Below are 20,246 nucleotides of genomic sequence, written 5' to 3'. Positions count from 1 at the left end.
CCGCGAAGGGGGAGGCGGGGGCGTCAGCCCATGTGGGGGTAGCCGTACTCGGTCGGCGGGACCAGCGTCTCCTTGATGGCGCGGGTCAGCGTCCAGCGCATCAGGTTCTGCGGGGCGCCGGCCTTGTCGTTGGTGCCGGAGGCGCGGCCGCCGCCGAAGGGCTGCTGGCCGACGACGGCGCCGGTCGACTTGTCGTTGATGTAGAAGTTGCCCGCGGCGAAGCGGAGCTTCTCCATCGTGTACGCGGCGGCGGCACGGTCCTGGGAGATGACCGAGCCCGTCAGCGCGTAGTCCGAGGCCGACTCCATCTGGGTCAGCATCTCGTCGTACTTGGCGTCGTCGTACACGTACACCGCGAGGATCGGGCCGAAGTACTCGGTCGTGAAGACCTCGTTCTCCGGGTCGGTGCACGCGATGACGGTCGGGCGGACGAAGTAGCCCTCCGAGTCGTCGTACGTGCCGCCCGCGACGATCGTGCAGGAGGCGTCGGCCTTCGCGCGGTCGATCGCGGCCTTGTTCTTGGCGAAGGAGCGGTCGTCGATGACGGCGCCGATGAAGTTCGACAGGTCGGTGACGTCACCCATGGTGATGCCGTCGACCTCGGCCGCGAACTCCTCCTTGAACCCGTCGTTCCAGATCGAGGCCGGGACGTAGGCGCGCGAGGACGCGGAGCACTTCTGGCCCTGGAACTCGAAGGAGCCGCGGGTCAGCGCGGTCTTCAGGATCGCGCGGTCGGCGCTCGGGTGCGCGACGACGAAGTCCTTGCCGCCGGTCTCGCCGACGATCCGCGGGTAGGAGCGGTACGACTCGATGTTGTTGCCGACCGTCTTCCACAGGTGCTGGAAGGTCTTGGTCGAGCCGGTGAAGTGGATGCCGGCCAGGTCGCGGTGGTTCAGGGCCACCTCGGAGACGGCGATGCCGTCGCCGGTCACCAGGTTGATGACGCCCTTGGGCAGACCGGCCTCCTCCAGGAGCTCCATGAGGAGCACGGCGGAGTGGGTCTGGGTCGGGGACGGCTTCCAGACCACCACGTTGCCCATGAGGGCGGGGGCGGTGGGCAGGTTGCCCGCGATGGCCGTGAAGTTGAACGGCGTGATCGCGTAGACGAAGCCCTCCAGCGGGCGGTGGTCCAGTCGGTTCCACACGCCCGGGGAGTTGGCCGGCGGCTGCTCGGCCAGGATCTGGCGGGCGTAGGCCACGTTGAAGCGCCAGAAGTCGACGAGCTCGCACGGGGTGTCGATCTCGGCCTGCTGGGCGGTCTTGGACTGGCCGAGCATGGTGGAGGCGGCCAGCGTCTCGCGCCACGGGCCGGCCAGCAGCTCGGCGGCGCGCAGGATGATCGCCGCGCGGTCGTCGAAGGCCATCGCGCGCCAGGCCGGGGCGGCGGCCAGGGCCGCGTCGATCGCGTCCTGGGCGTCCTGCTGGGTGGCGCCGGCGAAGGTGCCGATGACGGCCTTGTGGTTGTGCGGCTGCACGACGTCGACGCGCTCGCCGCCGCCCATGCGCTTGACGCCGCCGATGGTCATCGGCAGCTCGCGCGGGTTCTCGGCGAGCTCCTTGAGCTTGACCTCGAGACGGGCGCGCTCGGGCGAGCCGGGGGCGTAGCTGTGCACCGGCTCGTTGACCGGAGCGGGGACCTGGGTGACAGCGTCCATGGGTCGCGTGACTCCTTCTTGAGGGGTGGGGGCTCAGCCCTTGGTGAGGATGGAGCGGACGAAGAAGAGCAGGTTGGCCGGCTTCTCCGCGAGGCGGCGCATGAAGTAGCCGTACCAGTCGGTGCCGTAGGCGGTGTAGACGCGCATCCGGTGGCCCTCGGCCGCGAGCCGGTTCTGCTCCTCGCTGCGGATGCCGTACAGCATCTGGAACTCGTACTCGTCCAGCTTGCGCCCGGCGCGGCGGGCGAGCTCCTGGCCGACGGCGATCAGGCGGGGGTCGTGGGACCCGATCATCGGGTAGCCCTCGCCCTCCATCAGGATCTTCATGATCCGGACGTACGCCTTGTCGATCTCCGGCTTGTCCTGGATGGCGACCTCGGCGGGCTCCTTGTAGGCGCCCTTCACGATGCGCACGCGCGAGCCGTTCTCGGCCAGGCGGCGGGCGTCGTCCTCGGTGCGGAAGAGGTACGCCTGGATGACGCAGCCGGTCTGCGGGAAGTCCTTCCGCAGCTCGTCGTGGATGGCGAACATCGAGTCGAGGGTGGTGTGGTCCTCGGCGTCCAGGGTGACCGTGGTGCCGATCTCGGCGGCGGCCGCGACGACCGGGCGGACGTTCGCCAGCGCGAGCTCGTGGCCGTTCTCCAGCGACTGGCCGAACATCGACAGCTTGACGGACATCTCGGCGCGCTCGCCGAGGCCGAGCTCCTTGAGGCGCCCGATCAGCTCCAGGTAGGCGTCGCGGGCGGCGTGCGACTGCTCGACGGTGGTGATGTCCTCACCGACCACGTCGAGGGTGACCTCCAGGCCACGGGCCGCCAGGTCCTGCACGATCGGGACGACGTCATTGACGGACTCACCGGCGATGAAGCGGGCCACGACCTGCTTGGTCCCGGGCGCGGCCGACACGAAACGGCGCATCTTGTCGCTGCGCGACGCGGCGAGGATCACGGGACCCAGCACGGGGCACCTCCAGAAGGCAGGGTGACGAAGGGTGCCGTACCCGAATGTTTCGTAAGGATTCGGGAACAGCACGAAGAACCACCGTGAAACCTAAGGACCGCTCCGATCGTCCGCCATCTACAGCTGTCACGCATCCGTGGCCGCGCTCTCAGACATCTGTCTGAAGCACCGGGGCGGGTGGTGCGAGAATGGCGCCGTGAAGGGCGATTACCAGGAGCTGGTGGACGAGATCTCGGCGCTGCTCGGCGCCCCCGCGACCCTGGAGAACCGGGATTTCGGGCTGATCGCCTTCGGCGCGCACGACAGCGACGACGACGAGGCGATGGACCCGGTCCGCACCCGGTCGATCCTGACCAGGAAGTCCACCCCGGCCGTCCGGGCCTGGTTCGAGGGCTTCGGCATCACCCGGGCGACCGGCCCGGTCCGCATCCCGGCCGCCCCCGACGCGGGCGTCTTCCGGGACCGGATCTGTCTGCCGGTACGCCATCGGGGGGTGGTCCTCGGCTATGTCTGGCTGCTGGACGCCGAGCCCGGCCCCTCGCACGAACGGCTCAGCGCCGCCATGGAGGTCGCCGCCCGGATCGGCGAGCTGCTCGCCGACGAGGAGCGGGCCGGGACGGACCTCTCCCGGGAGCTGCGGGCCGCCCTGTCGGCCGAGCGCGGCTGGCAGTACGACATGGCGCTCGCCGCCCTGCGCACGGCCCTCGGCCCGGGCGCGGACGGCCTGCACACGGTGCTGTGCCTGGCGCCGTGGCCGCGAGAGGACAGCCCGTCCCCGCGCACGGTCCCGGGCGCCGCGGCCCTCTGCACCCTCCCGTGGCGGCCCCCCGCCCACCCGGTCGCCGGTGCGACGCCCGCCACGCCCGCCGGACCCGGGCGGGCTCCGGAGCCGCCGCCGGTCCCCCGCGCCCTCGCCGTGCTCGTACGGCTCAGGTCGGCCGACAACCTCTCCCCCGTGACCGGCGCGGCGACCCGGCTCGGCGGCTCCGCGGGACCCGCGGCCGTCACCGGCGCGGCCACCCCCCGGCGGGGGCTCGCGGACCTCGACCTGTCCTGGCGGGAGGCCTGCGCGGCCGCCCGCGCGGCGACCGCCCAGCCGCATCTGGGCCCGCTCGCCCAGTGGTCCGCGATCGGCCCGTACCGGCTGCTGACCGCGCTTCCGCCGGCCGAACCCGACCCGGCGGTCCGCGCGCTGCTCGCCCCGGCCCACACCGAGCTGGCCCGCACCGCCGAGGTGTTCCTCGACCACGCGGGCCAGGCGGGCCGCACGGCGACCGCCCTCGGCATCCACCGGCAGACCCTCTACTACCGCCTCGCCCGCGTCGAGCAGCTCACCGGCCTCGACCTGGACGCGGGCGAGGACCGGCTGCTGCTGCACATGGCGCTGAAGGCGGCGAAGCTGTAGGGCCCGGGGGCGTCAGTCGCGCTCCCCCATCAGGACCTTCAGGCCCGCCGTGAGGTCGTCCGCGCTCGGCGCGGTCTCCGGGTCGACCACCCACTGGATCATCACGCCGGTGGCCAGCGCCTGGAGCAGCAGCCCCGCGACCCTGGCCCGCTCGGGGTCCGCCTCCGGGTCGAGGCCGAGCATGCCCTCGGCCATCCCGAGCCGGCCCTCGCGCTGCGGCTCCTTGATCGCCTCGCGCAGCTTCTCGTCGTCGTCCAGACGCGTGACGACCTCGGTCTGCAGCTTCCAGACCGGGCGGCTGGCCTCGGCCGCCCCGATCAGGGGCTCCCAGACGGCGCGGAAGCGCTCGTACGGATCGTCCGGCAGCTTCGGCCCGCCCTCGGCGTCCGCCCCGCCGACCCGCTCGCCCCACTCCTCGGTGAGGGCCAGGAAGGCCTGCTGGAGCAGGGCGTCCTTGGAGCCGTAGTGGTAGCCGATGGAGGCGAGGTTGGTGCCCGAGGCCGCCACGACGTCACGGGCGGTCGTGCGGGCGTACCCCTTCTCCAGGAGGCAGCGCTTGGCGCCTTCGAGCAGGTCTTCCTTGTGTCCCATGACAGCACTGTACCCGGCCGCTAGACGCTCGTGTAAGACGAGCGTCTAGCGCACCGGGTACGGAGTGCGCGTCCGAGGAGCCGGGTCAGATCAGGTTGACCGAGCGGGCCGAGGTGGCGCCGATCTCCTCCGAGATCTCGGCGATCACGGCCGCCGGGACCGTGTCGTCGACGGTGAGCACGACGAGCGCCTCGCCGCCCTCCTCGGTACGGGAGACCTGCATGCCCGCGATGTTCAGACCGGCCTCGCCGAGGATCCGGCCGACCGTGCCGACGACGCCCGGGCGGTCCTCGTAGCGCAGCACCACCATGTGGTCGGCGAGCGCCAGGTCCACGTCGTAGTCACCGACCGCGACGATCTTCTGGAGGTGCTTGGGACCGGCGAGCGTGCCGGAGACCGAGACCTCCTGGCCGTCCGACAGGGTGCCGCGCACGGTGACCACGTTGCGGTGGTCGGGCGACTCGGAGCTCGTGGTGAGGCGGACCTCGACACCGCGCTCCTGCGCGAACAGCGGGGCGTTCACGTACGACACGGTCTCGTCGACCACGTCCTCGAACACGCCCTTGAGCGCGGAGAGTTCGAGCACCTTCACATCGTGCTGGGTGAGCTCGCCGTACACCTCGACGTCGAGGCGCACCGCGACCTCGCCGGCCAGCGCCGTGAAGATCCGGCCCAGCTTCTCGGCGAGCGGCAGACCCGGCTTCACGTCCTCGGCGATGACGCCGCCCTGGACGTTGACCGCATCGGGGACGAGCTCGCCGGCGAGCGCCAGGCGCACCGAACGGGCCACCGCGATACCGGCCTTCTCCTGGGCCTCGTCGGTGGAGGCGCCCAGGTGCGGGGTGCAGACGACCTCGTCGAGCTCGAAGAGCGGCGAGTCGACGCAGGGCTCCTTCGCGTACACGTCGAGGCCCGCGCCGGCGACCCGGCCCTCCTTCAGCGCCGAGTACAGCGCCGTCTCGTCCACGATCCCGCCGCGCGCGGCGTTGACGATCCGGACCGAGGGCTTGACCTTGTGCAGCGCCTCGTCACCGATGAGACCGAGGGTCTCCGGGGTCTTGGGCAGGTGGACGGTGATGAAGTCGGCGACCTCCAGGAGCTCGTCCAGGGCCAGCAGCTTCACCCCCATCTGGGCGGCGCGGGCCGGCTGCACATAGGGGTCGTACGCGACGATCTTCATGCCGAACGCGGACATGCGCTGGGCGACCAGGACGCCGATGCGGCCGAGACCGACGACACCGAGGGTCTTCTCGCTCAGCTCGACGCCCGTGTACTTCGAGCGCTTCCACTCGCCGTTCTTCAGCGCGGTGTTGGCCTGCGGGATGTTGCGCGCGGTGGCGACCAGCAGGCCGCAGGCGAGCTCGGCGGCCGTGACGATGTTGGAGGTCGGGGCGTTCACGACCATCACGCCGGCCTTGGTGGCGGCGGAGACGTCCACGTTGTCCAGGCCCACGCCGGCACGGGCGACGACCCGCAGCTTCTTCGCGGCGGCGATGGCCTCCGCGTCGACCTTGGTCGCGGAACGGACGAGGATGGCGTCGACGTCGGCGATGGCGGGGATCAGCTCGGCGCGGTCCGCGCCGTTGCAGTGCCGGATCTCGAAGTCCGGGCCCAGCGCGTCGACGGTGGCGGGCGACAGCTCTTCAGCGATGAGTACGACAGGTTTCGAGCTCACGTGAGTCCTCACAGATCCAGTGCGGACGGCCGTCCCGACGGCCGCAGGCGTGGAGGGGGCTTGCCGCGTGAAAGCGCACGACGCTGTGGGCCTGACGCGTATGTTGTTGAGCAGTGTAGTGGTGCGTCGGCGCAGCTCGTACGCCTCGTTGGAAGGATCACCCGTCCGTGGTTGGACGGGGTGTCCAACGATGTGGCACGGGGCCGGACACCTTGTCCGGCCCCGCACCGAGGGGCTTACGCCTCCTCGTCGTTCACCCAGCTCATGAGCTTCCGCAGCTCCTTGCCGGTGGTCTCCAGGAGGTGCTGCTCGTCCTGGGTCTTGTACTCGTTGTACTTCTTCAGACCGCCGTGGTACTCGTCCATCCAGTTCTTGGCGAAGGTGCCGTCCTGGATGTCGGTGAGGACCTTCTTCATCTCCGCCTTGGTGGCGTCGGTGATGATCCGCGGGCCGGTGATGTAGTCGCCCCACTCGGCGGTCTCGGAGACGGACCAGCGCATCTTCTCCAGGCCGCCCTCGTACATGAGGTCGACGATCAGCTTCAGCTCGTGGAGGCACTCGAAGTAGGCGATCTCCGGCTGGTAGCCGGCCTCGACCAGGGTCTCGAAGCCCGCCTTGACGAGCGCGGAGGCGCCACCGCAGAGGACGGCCTGCTCGCCGAAGAGGTCGGTCTCGGTCTCCTCGGTGAAGGTCGTCTTGATGACGCCGGCGCGGGTGCCGCCGATGGCCTTGGCGTAGGAGAGCGCCAGCGCGAAGGCGTTGCCCGTCGCGTCCTGCTCGACCGCCGCGATCGCGGGGACGCCGCGGCCCTCCTCGTACTGACGGCGGACCAGGTGGCCCGGGCCCTTCGGGGCGACCAGGGCGACGTCCACGTTGGCCGGGGGCTTGATGAAGCCGAAGCGGACGTTGAAGCCGTGGGCGAAGAACAGCGCGTCGCCGTCCTTCAGGTTGTCCTTGATGGACTCCTCGTAGACCTGGGCCTGGATCGGGTCCGGGATCAGGATCATGATGACGTCGGCCTCGGCCGCGGCCTCGGCCGGGGTGACGACGCGCAGGCCCTGCTCCTCGGCCTTGGCCTTGGACTTGGAGCCCTCGTGCAGACCGACACGGACGTCGACACCCGAGTCACGGAGCGACAGCGCGTGGGCGTGGCCCTGGCTGCCGTACCCGATCACGGCGACCTTGCGGCCCTGGATGATGGACAGGTCGGCGTCGGCGTCGTAGAACAGCTCGGCCACTGGGTATCTCCTTGAGGTGCTGGTGTTGCGTCCCACCGTACGGCGGGGTGCGGGAGGAAGGTTTTCGGGTCTCGCCAGGCGGACCGCGGGATGGACCCGCGGTCAGCGCCCGTTGACGATCGGGGACGTCACGCGCTGCGGTCGAGGGCCCGCAGGGACCGGTCCGTGATGGACCGGGCGCCACGCCCTATGGCGATCGTGCCTGACTGCACGAGCTCCTTGATGCCGAACTGCTCCAGCATCTTGAGCATCGCCTCCAGCTTGTCACTCGAACCGGTGGCCTCGATGGTGACCGCCTCCGGCGAGACGTCGACCGTCTTCGCGCGGAACAGCTGGACGATCTCGACGATCTGGGAGCGGGTCTCGTTGTCGGCGCGGACCTTCACCAGGACGAGCTCGCGCTGGATCGCGGCGCTGGGCTCGAGTTCGACGATCTTCAGGACGTTGACCAGCTTGTTGAGCTGCTTGGTCACCTGCTCAAGGGGCAGGTCCTCGACATTGACCACGATGGTGATGCGGGAGATGTCGGGGTGCTCGGTGACACCGACGGCGAGCGAGTCGATGTTGAAGCCGCGGCGGGAGAACAGGGCGGCGATCCGGGCGAGGATGCCGGGCGTGTTCTCGACCAGGACGGAGAGCGTGTGCTTGGTGGACATGGTGTGGGTCACTTCCCTTGGCTCTTCAGCTCTTCGCTCGTCAGTCGTCTTCGCCGTCGCCGAAGTCGGGGCGGACGCCCCGCGCGGCCATGACCTCGTCGTTGGAGGTGCCGGCCGCGACCATCGGCCAGACCTGGGCGTCCTCGTGGACGATGAAGTCGACCACGACCGGGCGGTCGTTGATGGCGTTGGCCTGCTCGATGACCTTGTCCAGGTCGGCAGGGTCCTCGCAGCGCAGCGCGACACAGCCCATGGCCTCGGACAGCTTGACGAAGTCCGGGATACGGGTGCCCCGCGCCTGCGGGTTGACGTCGTCCGGACCGGAGTGCAGCACGGTGTTGGAGTAGCGCTGGTTGTAGAACAGCGTCTGCCACTGGCGGACCATGCCGAGGGCGCCGTTGTTGATGATGGCGACCTTGATCGGGATGTTGTTCAGCGCGCAGGTGACCAGCTCCTGGTTGGTCATCTGGAAGCAGCCGTCGCCGTCGATCGCCCAGACTGGGCGGTCCGGCTGTCCCGCCTTGGCGCCCATCGCGGCGGGGACCGCGTACCCCATCGTCCCGGCGCCGCCGGAGTTCAGCCAGGTGGCGGGGCGCTCGTAGTTGATGAAGTGGGCGGCCCACATCTGGTGCTGGCCGACGCCCGCCGCGAAGATCGTGTCCTCGGGGGCGAGCTCGCCGATGCGCTGGATGACCTGCTGCGGCGACAGGCTGCCGTCCTCCGGCAGGTCGTAGCCGAGCGGGTAGGTCTCGCGCCAGCGGTTCAGGTCGCTCCACCAGGCGGTGTAGTCGCCCTTGTGGCCCTCGCTGTACTCGGCCTGGACGGCCTGGACCAGGTCGGCGATGACTTCGCGGGCGTCACCGACGATCGGGACGTCGGCGGTGCGGTTCTTGCCGATCTCGGCCGGGTCGATGTCGGCGTGGACGATCTTGGCGTACGGGGCGAAGCTGTCCAGCTTGCCGGTGACGCGGTCGTCGAAGCGGGCGCCGAGGGCGACGATCAGGTCGGCCTTCTGCAGCGCGGTGACGGCGGTGACCGCACCGTGCATGCCCGGCATTCCCACGTGCAGCGGGTGGCTGTCGGGGAACGCGCCCAGGGCCATCAGGGTGGTGGTGACCGGGGCGCCGGTGAGCTCCGCGAGGACCTTCAGCTCGGCGGTGGCGCCGGCCTTCAGGACGCCGCCGCCGACGTAGAGGACGGGGCGCTTGGCGCCGGTGATCAGCTTGGCGGCCTCGCGGATCTGCTTGGCGTGCGGCTTGGTCACCGGGCGGTAGCCGGGCAGGTCCGTGACGGGCGGCCAGCTGAAGGTGGTCTTCGCCTGGAGGGCGTCCTTGGCGATGTCGACCAGGACCGGGCCCGGGCGGCCGGTGGAGGCGATGTGGAAGGCCTCGGCGATCGTCCGCGGGATGTCCTCGGCCTTGGTGACCAGGAAGTTGTGCTTGGTGATCGGCATCGTGATGCCGCAGATGTCCGCCTCCTGGAAGGCGTCCGTGCCGATCGCCTTGGAGGCGACCTGGCCGGTGATCGCGACCAGCGGGACGGAGTCCATGTGGGCGTCGGCGATCGGCGTGACCAGGTTGGTGGCACCGGGGCCCGAGGTCGCCATGCAGACACCGACCCGGCCGGTGGCCTGCGCGTAGCCGGTGGCGGCGTGGCCCGCGCCCTGCTCGTGCCGGACCAGGACGTGGCGCACTCGCTTCGAGTCCATCATCGGGTCGTACGCGGGCAGGATCGCCCCGCCCGGAATGCCGAAGACGGTGTCGGCGCCCACTTCCTCAAGAGAACGGATGAGGGACTGCGCACCCGTGACGTGCTCGACGGTGGTCGCGGGCTGCGCGCCGTTACGGGGCCGCGGCTGCGGATGGTGCCCGGTGGCCTGCTCGGTCATCAGCATTCTCTTCTCGAAGCAGAGGGTTGGCGCCAGGTGGTGTGCGAGGCGTTTTGCGAGGGTTCGTTACGACTTCGGGGGGAGCCGGTGCAACAAAAAACCCCTCGTGCCGGGAGGCAAGCGAGGGGAGCGCGTCGGAGCGTTACAGGCGGGCCTTCAGTGGCCCTGCCTCAGCCGACGCGCTTTCCAAGTACGAGAATTCGGGTGCGCATGGCACTGACCCTCTCCCCGACGCACAGTCACTGTCAAGTGGGTGGGACGGGCGTCTCAGAATGTGAGCGGATCGGAGGACGGTTTCCGACACTCACCGGGACGGGTCCCGGCAGCGGATACTCGTCCCTCACCAGGGCCCTGCGCAGCCGGTACTCGTCCAGCGGGCCCGCGAAGGCCATGCCCTGGCCGTGGGTGCAGCCCATGGAGCGCAGGGCGAGCACCTGCTCGGGCACGTCCACCCCGTCGGCCACGGACTGCATCCCGAGGTCGCCGGCGATCCGCAGCAGCCCACTGGTGATCTTGCGCAGTCTGGCCGATTCCACGACGCCCTCGACCAGACCCCGGTCCAGTTTCAGTATGTCGACGGGGAGCCGGCGCAGGGCGTTGATGGCGGCGTGTCCGCTGCCGAATCCGTCCAGGGCGATCTTCACCCCGAGGCGGCGCAGGGCGGCGAGGCGCTGCTCCAGCTCGTCGAAGTTGACCCGGGGGTCGCGGGGGTCGCTCTCGGCCAGCTCGATGATGAGCGAGCCGGACGGCAGGCCGTGCCGGGTCAGCAGGGCCTCGATGGAGCCGAGCGGCAGGGAGCGGTCGAGCAGCCTGCGCGCGGAGAGCCGGATGGTGACCGGGGTGCGATGGCCGATGCCGGCCCGCTCGGCGGCCTGCTCGACGGCCTCTTCGAGGAGCCAGCGGCCGAGCTCGGAGGTGCGCTCGCTGTCGTCGGAGACCCGCAGGAACTCGGCGGGGGTGAACAGGATGCCCTGGGCGGAGCGCCAGCGGGCCTGGGCGGCGACGGCGGAGATCCTGCCGGTGCCCAGGTCCACCACGGGCTGGTGGAGCAGCGCGAACTCGCCGTCGTGCAGGGCGGTGCGCAGCCGGGCGGCGAGCTCGGTGCGGCGGACGACCTCGGCCTGCATCTGGGGGGCGTAGAGCTCGACGCGGTCCTTGCCGGCGGCCTTGGCCCGGTACATGGCGAGGTCGGCGTTGCGCAGCAGGTCCCCGGCGCTGATGCCGGGCTCGGCGAAGGCGACGCCGATGGAGGCGGCCACCCGCACCTCGTTGGCGGCGTCGACGCGGTACGGCTGGGAGAGCGTGACGCGCAGCCGGTCGGCGATCTCGTGCACCTGGCACTCGCGGGCGGCCCGGTCCCGGTTGCCGTCGCCCATGATGAGCGCGGCGAACTCGTCGCCGCCGAGCCGCGCGGCGGTGTCCCCGGCCCGTACGGAGTCCTGGAGGCGCCGGGCGGCCTGCACGAGCAGCTCGTCGCCCGCCTGGTGGCCGAGCCGGTCGTTGACACCCTTGAAGCCGTCGAGGTCGATGAAGAGCACGGCGGTGCCGGGGTCGGAGGAGCGGCGGCCGCCGAGGGCGCCCCGGACCCGCTCGGTGAACAGCGCCCGGTTGGGCAGGTCGGTGAGCGGGTCGTGCTCGGCGTTGTGCCGGAGCTGGGCCTGGAGGCGGACGCGCTCGGTGACGTCCCGGCTGTTGAAGATCAGGCCGCCCTGGTGGCGGTTGACGGTGGACTCGACGTTGAGCCAGTCGCCTCGGCCGGAGCGGAAGCGGCACTCGATCCGGGTGGTGGGCTCCTCGGAGGGCTGCGCGGCGAGGAAGCGGCGCACCTCGTGGACGACGCCGCCGAGGTCCTCGGGGTGGATGAGGGAGGCCAGCTCGGAGCCGATCAGCTCCTCCGCCTCGCGGCCGTACACCCCGGAGGCGGCGGGGCTGACGTACCGGAGTATCCCGGTGGGCGCGGCGATCATGATGACGTCGCTGGAGCCCTGCACGAGGGACCTGAAGTGGTTCTCCTTCTGGGCCAGTTCGTGGGTGAGGGCGATGTTGTCGAGCAGCATGATGCCCTGCCGCAGGACCAGGGCGAGCACGACCGTGCAGCCGGTGAGGACGACCACGCGGTCCACTCTTCGTCCCTCGACGACGTTGTACAGGATGCCGAGTGTGCAGACCGCCGCCGCGAGGTACGGGGTGAGGGCGGCGAGCGATCCGGCGATGGGGCGGCTGTGCGGCTGCCGGGCGCGGGCGGCGGCCGGGTCCACGGTGCGGCGGGCGCCCCAGGGCGCGTAGGCGAGCAGCAGGGAGCCGGCGAACCAGCCGGCGTCGAGCAGCTGGCCGGAGCTGTAGTGCTCGCGCAGCAGCGGCGAGGTGAACAGGGCGTCGCACAGCACGGTGAGCGCGAGGGCCGCGATGGCGGTGTTGATCGCCGAGCGGTTGACGCTGGAGCGGCGGAAGTGGAGGGCCAGCACCATGCTGACGAGGACGATGTCCAGCAGCGGGTAGGCGAGGGAGAGCGCGGAGCGGGCCACGCTCTCGCCCTCGGCGACCTCCACGCGCGCGGTGTGGGCGAGGGCCAGGCTCCACGAGAGGGTGAGCAGGGAGCCGCCGATGAGCCAGGCGTCGAGGGCGAGGCAGACCCAGCCGGCCCGGGTCACGGGTTTCCTGGCGAGGACGAGCAGGCCGACGATGGCGGGCGGGGCGAAGAGCAGGAAGCAGAGGTCGGCCAGCGAGGGGGTGGGCACCTCGCGGTCGAGGACGACCTCGTACCACCCCCAGACGGCGTTCCCCACGGAGGCCATGAAGGAGGAGAAGGCGAAAAGGAGCCAGGCGGGGCGGAAGCTGCCGCGGTGGCCCCGGGCGTAGAGGAAGCAGGAGACCGCGGCGGCGAGGGCGGCGGCGCTCAGCCCGAAGTCGCCCATGAACAGGGCGAGTTCCTCGGAGCCCCAGCCGAGGGCGGCGCCGGTCGCGTATCCCCCGCAGACCAGGCCGAGGCCGATCTGGGTGAGCACTCCCCCGGCTCCGGGCCCCTGGCGTCCGGGCCCGGGGGCGGGCCGGCCGGACCCGGAGCGGAGGCCGGGCCCCTCGCTCACGGACCGGTGCTGGACGAGCGCGCCGGGGGTGCTCACCGGGACCTCCGGGCTCTCGCCGGGGTGCGCCTGCGCGCCGGGGTCGCCGAGCGCCTCGGTCTGCGCGTCGGGACGTGGCACGGCGTGGCCGCAGGAGGCCGCCGGGTCCACGTCCCCGCCGGGGCCGACGGTGGCGGGCCGACCCGGGCCCGGCTGTTCCGGCAGGGCGGCTGTGGGGCGCGGGTGGGTCGCCGACGGCTCCGCCGCGTCGGTTCGTCGCCCGCTCGGCCGTGCTCCACCCGTCACCCCCCTCGGAATCTGATGACCCGTCACTTCGCTCCCCAGCGTCTGCCCGTTCTCGACGCAGTCCCCCGCTCCGGGACGATACACCAGGATCGTCACTCAGGGACAGGGTCGCAGTACTCTCCGTGACGACCTTGGGGGCTCGTGCCCGGCGCGCACCGGGGGCGCGCGTCTCAGGTGGTCAGGACGACGTTCGCGAGGTCCTGACCGGCGGCGAAGCGGGTGAGCTGCGCGGCCAGCAGACGCTTCGCGCGCGGCATGAACGCCGAGGTGGAGCCGCCGACATGGGGGCTGATCAGGACGCCGGGGGCGTGCCACAGCGGATGCCCGGCGGGCAGCGGCTCCGGGTCGGTGACGTCGAGCGCGGCGGTGATCCGGCCGCTCTCCGCCTCCTTGAGGAGCGCGGCCGTGTCCACCACGGGGCCGCGGGCCACGTTGACCAGCAGCGCTCCGTCCTTCATCCGGGCGAGGAATCCCGCGTCGGCGAGGTGACGGGTCTCGGGGGTGAGCGGCGTGGAGAGCACGACCACGTCGGCCTCGGGCAGCAGCGCGGGCAGCTCCGTGAGCGGGTGCACAGGACCGCGCTCGGTGGCACGGGCGGAGCGCGCGACGCGCACGACCCGCGCGCACTCGAAGGGGGCGAGCCGGTCCTCGATGGCGGCGCCGATCGATCCGTACCCGACGATCAGCACCGACTTGTCGGCGAGCGCCGGGTAGAAGCCGGCCCGCCACCGCTCCGCGTCCTGGCCGCGGACGAAGCCGGGGATGCCGCGCAGCGAGGCGAGGATCAGGGCGAGGGTCAGTTCGGCGGTGCTGGCCTCGTGGACCCCCTTGGCGTTGCACAGCCTGACCCCGGGGCGCAGCCGGTCGAGGCCGGGCGTCACATGGTCTATGCCCGCGGAGAGGGTCTGGACGGCGCGGACCGAGGTCATCCCGGCGAGCGGGCGCACCGCGATCTCCTCGCCCTTCATGTACGGCACGACGTAGAAGGCGCAGTGCGCCGGATCGGCCGGGAATTCCGGCCCGCCGTCCCAGAAACGGTAGTTCAGGCCCGACGCGCCCGGCTCGGGAAGTCCCTCGATCTCGTCGGCGGGAATCGGAAGCCACACGTCAGCGGCGGTGTCATCGAACGTCATGACCGGGAGGCTATGCGAAGAATCCCGCGCGCGATTGGTTACTTTGGGGGGCGGCAGAGGGAGAGGTACCGGCAGGTGGAGCGCAGGACGATCGGGGCGGCGGCGCTCGATGTGGGTGCGGTGGGCCTCGGATGCATGCCGATGAACTGGGCGTACAGCGCTTCGCAGCGGCGGTTCGACCGCTCGCTGCGGACGGTGCACGCGGCGCTGGACGCCGGGACCAGCCTGCTCGACACCGCCGACATGTACGGGCCGTTCACCAACGAGCTGCTGTTGGGGCGGGTGTTGAAGGAGCGGCGGGCGGATGTCTTCGTGTCGACGAAGTGCGGGCTGCTCGTCGGCGGCGACCAGCACATCGTGGCGAACGGGCGCCCCGGGTACGTGCGCAGGGCCTGCGACGCGTCGCTGCGGCGGCTCCAGACCGATGTGATCGACCTCTACCAGCTGCACAGGGCGGACCCCGAGGTGCCGGTGGAGGAGACCTGGGGCGCCATGGCCGAGCTGGTACGGGCAGGCAAGGTGCGGGCGCTGGGGCTGTGCGCGGTGGGCGCGCGGGCGACCCGGCGGGGCCGCGCGGGCGGCGTCCATGAGGGAACGATCCGGCAGTTGGAGCGGGTCCAGCAGGTCTTCCCCGTCGCGGCGGTCGAGGCCGAGCTCTCGGTCTGGTCGCCGGAGGCCCTGGAGCGGCTGCTGCCCTGGTGCGAGGCGCGCGGCGTGGGCTTCCTCGCCGCGATGCCCCTGGGCAGCGGCTTCCTGACCGGGACGCTCACACCGGGCGGCGGCTTCGAGGAGGACGACCTGCGGGCCCGGCACCCGCGCTTCACGGCCGAGATGATGGCCGCGAACCAGCCGCTGGTAGCGGGCCTCCGGCGGGTGGCGGCCCGGCACGGCGAGGACGTCACCCCGGCCCAGGTGGCCCTGGCCTGGGTCCTGGGACGCGGCCCGCACGTGGTGCCGGTCCCGGGCGCGAAGCGGGAGCGGTGGGCCGTGGAGAACGCGCGGGCGGCCGGTCTCGTGCTCGACGAGGCCGACCTGAAGGAGATCGCCGCGCTGCCTGCGGCCCGGGGGTCGTGGGACTGACGTGCCTGGCGGGGGTGGGGCTCGCGAGCCCGCCCCCGCGCTGAGCCGGGACCCGGCGCTGAGCCGGGACCCGGATCGCACGCCGACCGGCGGCCCGCGGCTCCTCCGGCTGACACTCCCGCGTGGAGCGGAACCCCGGCGCGGGCCCGGCGGTGTATCCAGGGTGGGGACACCGCCGCCGGAAGGGACCGGGAGCATGGGCCGAGGACGATGTGTCGTGGGAGGCGTGGCCGCTGCCGCCGCGCTGCTGGTGGTCGCCGGGTGCGGGTCGCCGCCGGACGGGGGCGGGGGCGGTGCCTCGCGCGCGCCCGCGCCTGCGGCGTCCTCGGCCGCCCCGGGGACGGTGCGCGTCGCGGGCGTGCTCACCCGGGACCTGCGGTCGCCGTGGGGGCTCGTCGAGCTGCCCGGCGGGGACCTGCTGGTGTCCTCGCGGGACGAGCGGACCATCACCCGGGTCGACGCCTCGACCGGGCGCAAGACGCCGCTCGGCGAGGTGCCCGGGGTGGTGCCGGGCGGTGAGGGCGGGCTGCTCGGGCTCGCCCTGCGGGACGGCTGGGTGTACGCGTACCTGACCTCGGCGACGGACAACCGGATCGTCCGCATGCGGTACGGGGGCGGCGCGGGCGACCGGCTGGGCGCCCCCGAGCCGGTGCTCACCGGCATCCCCAAGGGGGTGATCCACAACGGCGGGCGGATCGCCTTCGGGCCGGACGGGATGCTGTACGCCGGGACCGGCGAGACCGGGCGCAGGGAGCTCGCGCAGGACCGGGGCTCGCTCGGCGGGAAGATCCTGCGCCTCACCCCGGAGGGCCGCCCCGCGCCGGGCAACCCCTTCCCGGGCTCCCCCGTCTACTCGTACGGGCACCGGAACGTGCAGGGCCTCGCCTGGGACCCGGCCGGGCGGCTGTGGGCCTCCGAGTTCGGGCAGGACACCTGGGACGAGCTGAATCTGATCGAGCCCGGCCGGAACTACGGCTGGCCGGTGGTGGAGGGCCGCGCGGGCCGGGCCGGGTTCACGGACCCGGTGGCCGAGTGGCGGCCGGCCGAGGCCTCGCCCAGCGGGATCGCGTTCGCGCGGGGGGCGGTCTGGATGGCCGCGCTCCGGGGCGAGAGACTGTGGCGGATCCCGCTCGCCGGAGCGGAACGTTCCGGCGAGCCCGAGGCGTTCCTGACGGGTGAGTACGGGCGGCTGCGCACGGTCCTGGCGACCGCGGGCGGCACCCGGCTCTGGCTGGTGACCAGTGAGACCGACACCCGGGGCACCCCCGGGCCCGGTGACGACAAGATCCTCCGGCTGGAGGTCGGGTAGGAGGGCGAGGCGGATGTTCAACCTGATGGAAGAGCTGTTCGCGCCGGGCCGCAAGCACACCGACGACGAACGGCAGCGGCTCGCCCTGACCAGGGAGGACATGGGCGACGCCGACCCCTACAAGGGCCCGATAGACCTCACCTCCGGCAAGGTCGTGATGCGCCTGCCCGGCGCCGCCGAGGTGCCCTCCCCCTCGGCGGACGACCGGGACGCGAGCGCCTAGGCGGTCGGCTCCAGGAGACGGAGGCGGTGGGCCAGGGCGGCGGCCTCACCGCGTCCGGCGACGCCCAGCTTGGCGAGGATGTTGGAGACGTGGACGCTCGCCGTCTTCGGTGAGATGAACAGCTCCTCGGCGATCTGGCGGTTGGTGCGCCCCTCGGCGACCAGCCGCAGCACGTCCTGCTCGCGCGGGGTGAGCCCGAAGGCGTCGGAGGCGTCGTCCTCCGGCTCCGCCGGCCCCTCGGCCACGTCGGGGGCGGTCAGCGGGAGGCGGGCGCGGGCCGCGAGCAGCTCGACGTCCTCGCGCAGCGGATGCGCCCCGAGGCGTACGGCGGTGGCGTGGGCCTCGCGCAGCAGCGCGGCGGCCTCCTCGCGCCGGCCGCCCTCGGCGAGCAGCGCGTCGGCGAGCCGGTGCCGGACGCGGGCCAGCTCGTGGGGGCGGTCGAGCGGCTCGAAGGCGGCGACGACCTCGGCCCAGCGCTCGGCGGTGTCCCGGGCCTCGGCGCGGGCCAGCTCGGACGAGACCTGGAGCGCGTAGGCCTGCCACACGGGCGCCTGGGCGGCCAGCGACCGTACGGAGCGGCGTACCGCGTCCAGGGCGGCGGCGCGGCCCTCGGCGGCGGCCGGCAGCCCCCGGGCGTCGGCCTCGGCCGTGACGGCGACGAGGACCAGCGGCCAGCCGTAGCGGTGGGTGCCGGCCGGGAAGCCGGACGCGGCGACCGCGGCGAGCTCCGCGCGTACGTCGGCGAGGCGGCCCTCGGCGGCGGCCACGGCGGTCGTCAGGTGCGTCATCGGCAGCGTGTACTGCGGGATCGGGTCCCGGGTGCCGTAGCGGGACGCGGCCTCGGCGAGGCGGGCGGCGGCCACGGCGGGTTCGCCGCGCCCGACGGCGAGGTGGGCGAGCTGGAGCAGGGCGGTGCCGCCCGGCTTGGAGCCGGCCGCGCCGGTGCGCAGCAGCAGCTCGCACTCCTCCTGGACCCGGTCCCACTCGCCGAGCGAGAGGAGCGACTCGGCGAGGTTGGCCCGGACCCAGCCGGCGCTGTCGACCAGGCCGTGGGAGCGGGCCATGGCGATCCCGTGGGTGGCGACCTCGACGGCCTCGCGGGAGCGGCCGAGTCCCTCCAGGGCGGAGGAGATGTTCACGGCGGCGCGGGAGGCCTCGTGGAACTGGCCGAGCGCCAGCGTCCGTTCGCCCACCTCGCGCATCGCGGCGAGCCCGTTCTCGGTGTCGCCCGCGGAGACCATGATGGTGCCGAGGGTGAGCCGGGCGGCGAGTTCGGTCCCCTCGGCCTCGACCAGGCGGGCGTACTCGACGGCCCGTTCGGCGGCGGCGAGCGCGTCGGCGCCCGGGTTGCGGAGCATGCCCCAGCCGGCGGCGAAGGCGAGCACCACGGCGTGGACGGCGGACGGCGGCAGACCCCGGACGAGCTCCTGCGCGCGCGAGATCTCGTCCCAGCCGTCGCCGCGGGCCAGGTTGGACTGGAGCCGGGCCCGCTCGACCCAGAACCAGGCGGAGCGCAGCGGGTCGTCGTCCCCGGAGGCGTCGAGCAGCCGGTGGGCCATCTTGCCGATCTTCAGGGCGCGTTCGCGCTCGCCGCAGAGGCGGGCGGCGACGGCGGCCTCGGCGAGCAGGTCGAGGTAGCTCAGCGGGGTGTCGGGGTCGCAGCCGCAGGAGGGGTAGGCCTCGGCGTAGTCCATGGGGCGCAGAGCGCGGCGGACCTCGGCGGGGGCGTCGTCCCAGAGCTCCATGGCGCGTTCGAGGAGCCGCAGCTGCTCGGCGTACGCGTAGCGCTTGCGGGTCTCGACGGAGGCGCGCAGGACGGCCGGCAGGGCGCGGGCGGCGTCGTGGGCGTGGTACCAGTACGTGGCGAGCCGGTTGGCGCGGGCGTCGGCGCGGACCAGGCCGGGGGCGTCCTCCAGGGCCTCGGCGTAGCGGCGGTTGAGCCGGGAGCGCTCGCCGGGCAGCAGGTCGTCGCTGACGGCCTCGCGGACGAGGGAGTGCCGGAAGCGGTAGCCGTCGCCGTCGGGCGCGGCGAGCAGGATGTTGGCGCCGACGGCGGCGCGCAGGGCCTCGATGAGCTCGTCCTCGGCGAGCCGGGCGACGGCGGCGAGCAGGTCGAACTCGACGGTGGAGCCGCCCTCGGCGACGACGCGGACGACGCGCTGGGCGTCGTCGGGCAGGGCCTCGACGCGGACCAGGAGGAGGTCGCGGAGGGATTCGCTGAGGGAGCCGAGGGCGGTGCCGCACTCGTGGGAGGCGATGAGCTCCTCGACGAAGAAGGCGTTGCCGTCGGAGCGTTCGAAGACCTCGTCGAGGACGACGGGGCTGGGTTCGGCGGCGAGGATGCCGGTGAGCTGGCGGTGCACCTCGGTGCGGGTGAAGCGGGAGAGCTCGATGCGCCGGACGGAGCGCAGCCGGTCCAGCTCGGCGAGGAGCGGGCGCAGCGGGTGGCGGCGGTGGATGTCGTCGGCGCGGTAGGTGGCGACGACCACGATGCGGCCGCGGTGCAGGGTGCGGAAGAGGTAGGCGAGCAGGTGCCGGGTGGAGGCGTCGGCCCAGTGCAGGTCCTCCAGGACCAGGACGACGGTGCGGTCGGCGGCGACGCGCTCCAGGAGCCGTACGGTCAGCTCGAAGAGGCGCGCGGTGGAGTCCTCGGCGGCCGGCTCGTGGTGGGTGACGTCGCCGAACTCGGGGAGGAGCCGAGCGAGTTCGCCCTGCTGGCCGTCGGCGGCGGCGGCGAGCTCGTCGGGGAGGAGCCGGTGCAGCGCGCGCAGGGCGGTGGAGAAGGGCGCGAAGGGCAGCCCGTCGGCGCCGATCTCGACACAGCCGCCGAGGGCGACGACCGCGCCCTGGGTGCGGGCGCGTGCGGTGAACTCCTCGATGAGGCGGGTCTTCCCGACGCCGGCCTCGCCTCCGACGAGCAGGGCCTGGGGCTCTCCCGCGGTCGCGCGGGAGAGCGCCTCGGTGAGGGCGGTGAGTTCGCCGGCCCGGCCGACGAACACGGGGCTCACTGACTTGGTCTCCACGGCGCCGAGCATCGCACAGACGTCCGCGTTCGCACCCATACG

The 20,246-nt window shown here is 72.7% G+C and carries 14 protein-coding genes; 4 read left to right on the top strand and 10 right to left on the bottom strand.

The genetic code is table 11. The annotated features are described in order from the left end of the window. Positions 1–23: 23 nt before the first annotated feature. Together pruA and ABTZ54_RS30785 are read right to left on the bottom strand one after the other, a co-directional pair. Positions 24–1,655: an L-glutamate gamma-semialdehyde dehydrogenase gene (gene pruA, locus ABTZ54_RS30790; protein ID WP_351669463.1), complete on the bottom strand. Its 1,632-nt coding sequence runs from the start codon at positions 1,653–1,655 to the stop codon at positions 24–26. A 33-nt stretch (positions 1,656–1,688) separates the two neighbouring features. Then, positions 1,689–2,615 (bottom strand): proline dehydrogenase family protein, encoded by a 927-nt coding sequence (locus ABTZ54_RS30785; RefSeq protein WP_351669461.1) that lies wholly within the window; start codon positions 2,613–2,615, stop codon positions 1,689–1,691. A gap of 196 nt (positions 2,616–2,811) precedes the next feature. On the opposite strand from ABTZ54_RS30785, the gene ABTZ54_RS30780 reads away from it, so the two are divergent. Continuing rightward, positions 2,812–4,020 carry a PucR family transcriptional regulator gene (locus ABTZ54_RS30780; protein WP_351669459.1) on the top strand — a complete coding sequence of 403 codons (1,209 nt, stop codon included), beginning with the start codon at positions 2,812–2,814 and terminating at the stop codon, positions 4,018–4,020. 12 nt (positions 4,021–4,032) lie between these two features. Here ABTZ54_RS30780 and ABTZ54_RS30775 read toward each other — a convergent pair whose 3' ends face one another. The 7 genes from ABTZ54_RS30775 to ABTZ54_RS30745 form a co-directional block, all read right to left on the bottom strand. Beyond that, positions 4,033–4,611 carry a TetR/AcrR family transcriptional regulator gene (locus tag ABTZ54_RS30775; RefSeq protein ID WP_351669457.1) on the bottom strand — a complete coding sequence of 193 codons (579 nt, stop codon included), beginning with the start codon at positions 4,609–4,611 and terminating at the stop codon, positions 4,033–4,035. An 85-nt stretch (positions 4,612–4,696) separates the two neighbouring features. After that, entirely contained in the window at positions 4,697–6,286 is a 1,590-nt protein-coding gene (serA, locus tag ABTZ54_RS30770) for a phosphoglycerate dehydrogenase (protein WP_351669455.1), read from the bottom strand. Between the two features lie 236 nt (positions 6,287–6,522). Beyond that, complete coding sequence (gene ilvC / locus ABTZ54_RS30765; protein WP_046905406.1) at positions 6,523–7,524, bottom strand: ketol-acid reductoisomerase; 1,002 nt, start codon at positions 7,522–7,524, stop codon at positions 6,523–6,525. A gap of 128 nt (positions 7,525–7,652) precedes the next feature. After that, positions 7,653–8,180: an acetolactate synthase small subunit gene (gene ilvN / locus ABTZ54_RS30760; RefSeq protein WP_046905405.1), complete on the bottom strand. Its 528-nt coding sequence runs from the start codon at positions 8,178–8,180 to the stop codon at positions 7,653–7,655. Between the two features lie 40 nt (positions 8,181–8,220). Beyond that, a complete protein-coding gene (locus tag ABTZ54_RS30755; protein WP_351669452.1) occupies positions 8,221–10,074 on the bottom strand; it encodes an acetolactate synthase large subunit in 1,854 nt (617 codons plus the stop codon). Positions 10,075–10,313: 239 nt separating this feature from the next. Further along, on the bottom strand, positions 10,314–13,073 hold the full coding sequence (locus ABTZ54_RS30750; RefSeq protein WP_502997344.1) for a putative bifunctional diguanylate cyclase/phosphodiesterase: 2,760 nt from the start codon (positions 13,071–13,073) through the stop codon (positions 10,314–10,316). A gap of 533 nt (positions 13,074–13,606) precedes the next feature. Next, complete coding sequence (locus ABTZ54_RS30745) at positions 13,607–14,569, bottom strand: 2-hydroxyacid dehydrogenase (protein ID WP_351669450.1); 963 nt, start codon at positions 14,567–14,569, stop codon at positions 13,607–13,609. A 75-nt stretch (positions 14,570–14,644) separates the two neighbouring features. Between ABTZ54_RS30745 and ABTZ54_RS30740 the strand changes: the two genes are divergently transcribed. From ABTZ54_RS30740 to ABTZ54_RS30730, 3 genes are all read left to right on the top strand, one after another. Further along, entirely contained in the window at positions 14,645–15,649 is a 1,005-nt protein-coding gene (locus tag ABTZ54_RS30740; RefSeq protein WP_351669448.1) for an aldo/keto reductase, read from the top strand. A gap of 217 nt (positions 15,650–15,866) precedes the next feature. After that, positions 15,867–16,958: a PQQ-dependent sugar dehydrogenase gene (locus ABTZ54_RS30735; protein WP_351669446.1), complete on the top strand. Its 1,092-nt coding sequence runs from the start codon at positions 15,867–15,869 to the stop codon at positions 16,956–16,958. A 13-nt stretch (positions 16,959–16,971) separates the two neighbouring features. Further along, the gene (locus ABTZ54_RS30730; protein WP_351669444.1) at positions 16,972–17,181 is read left to right on the top strand and encodes a DUF6191 domain-containing protein; all 210 of its coding nucleotides are present in this window, start codon (positions 16,972–16,974) and stop codon (positions 17,179–17,181) included. On the opposite strand, the gene ABTZ54_RS30725 is transcribed toward ABTZ54_RS30730, so the two are convergent. Next, complete coding sequence (locus ABTZ54_RS30725; RefSeq protein ID WP_502997343.1) at positions 17,178–20,243, bottom strand: helix-turn-helix transcriptional regulator; 3,066 nt, start codon at positions 20,241–20,243, stop codon at positions 17,178–17,180. The genes ABTZ54_RS30730 and ABTZ54_RS30725 overlap by 4 nt on opposite strands. Positions 20,244–20,246 lie beyond the last annotated feature (3 nt).

Source organism: Streptomyces sp. NPDC094032 (assembly GCF_040303965.1).
Classification (GTDB): domain Bacteria; phylum Actinomycetota; class Actinomycetes; order Streptomycetales; family Streptomycetaceae; genus Streptomyces.
Note: the sequence above shows the minus strand (reverse complement) of the source record. Positions and strands in the feature narration are given on the sequence as shown.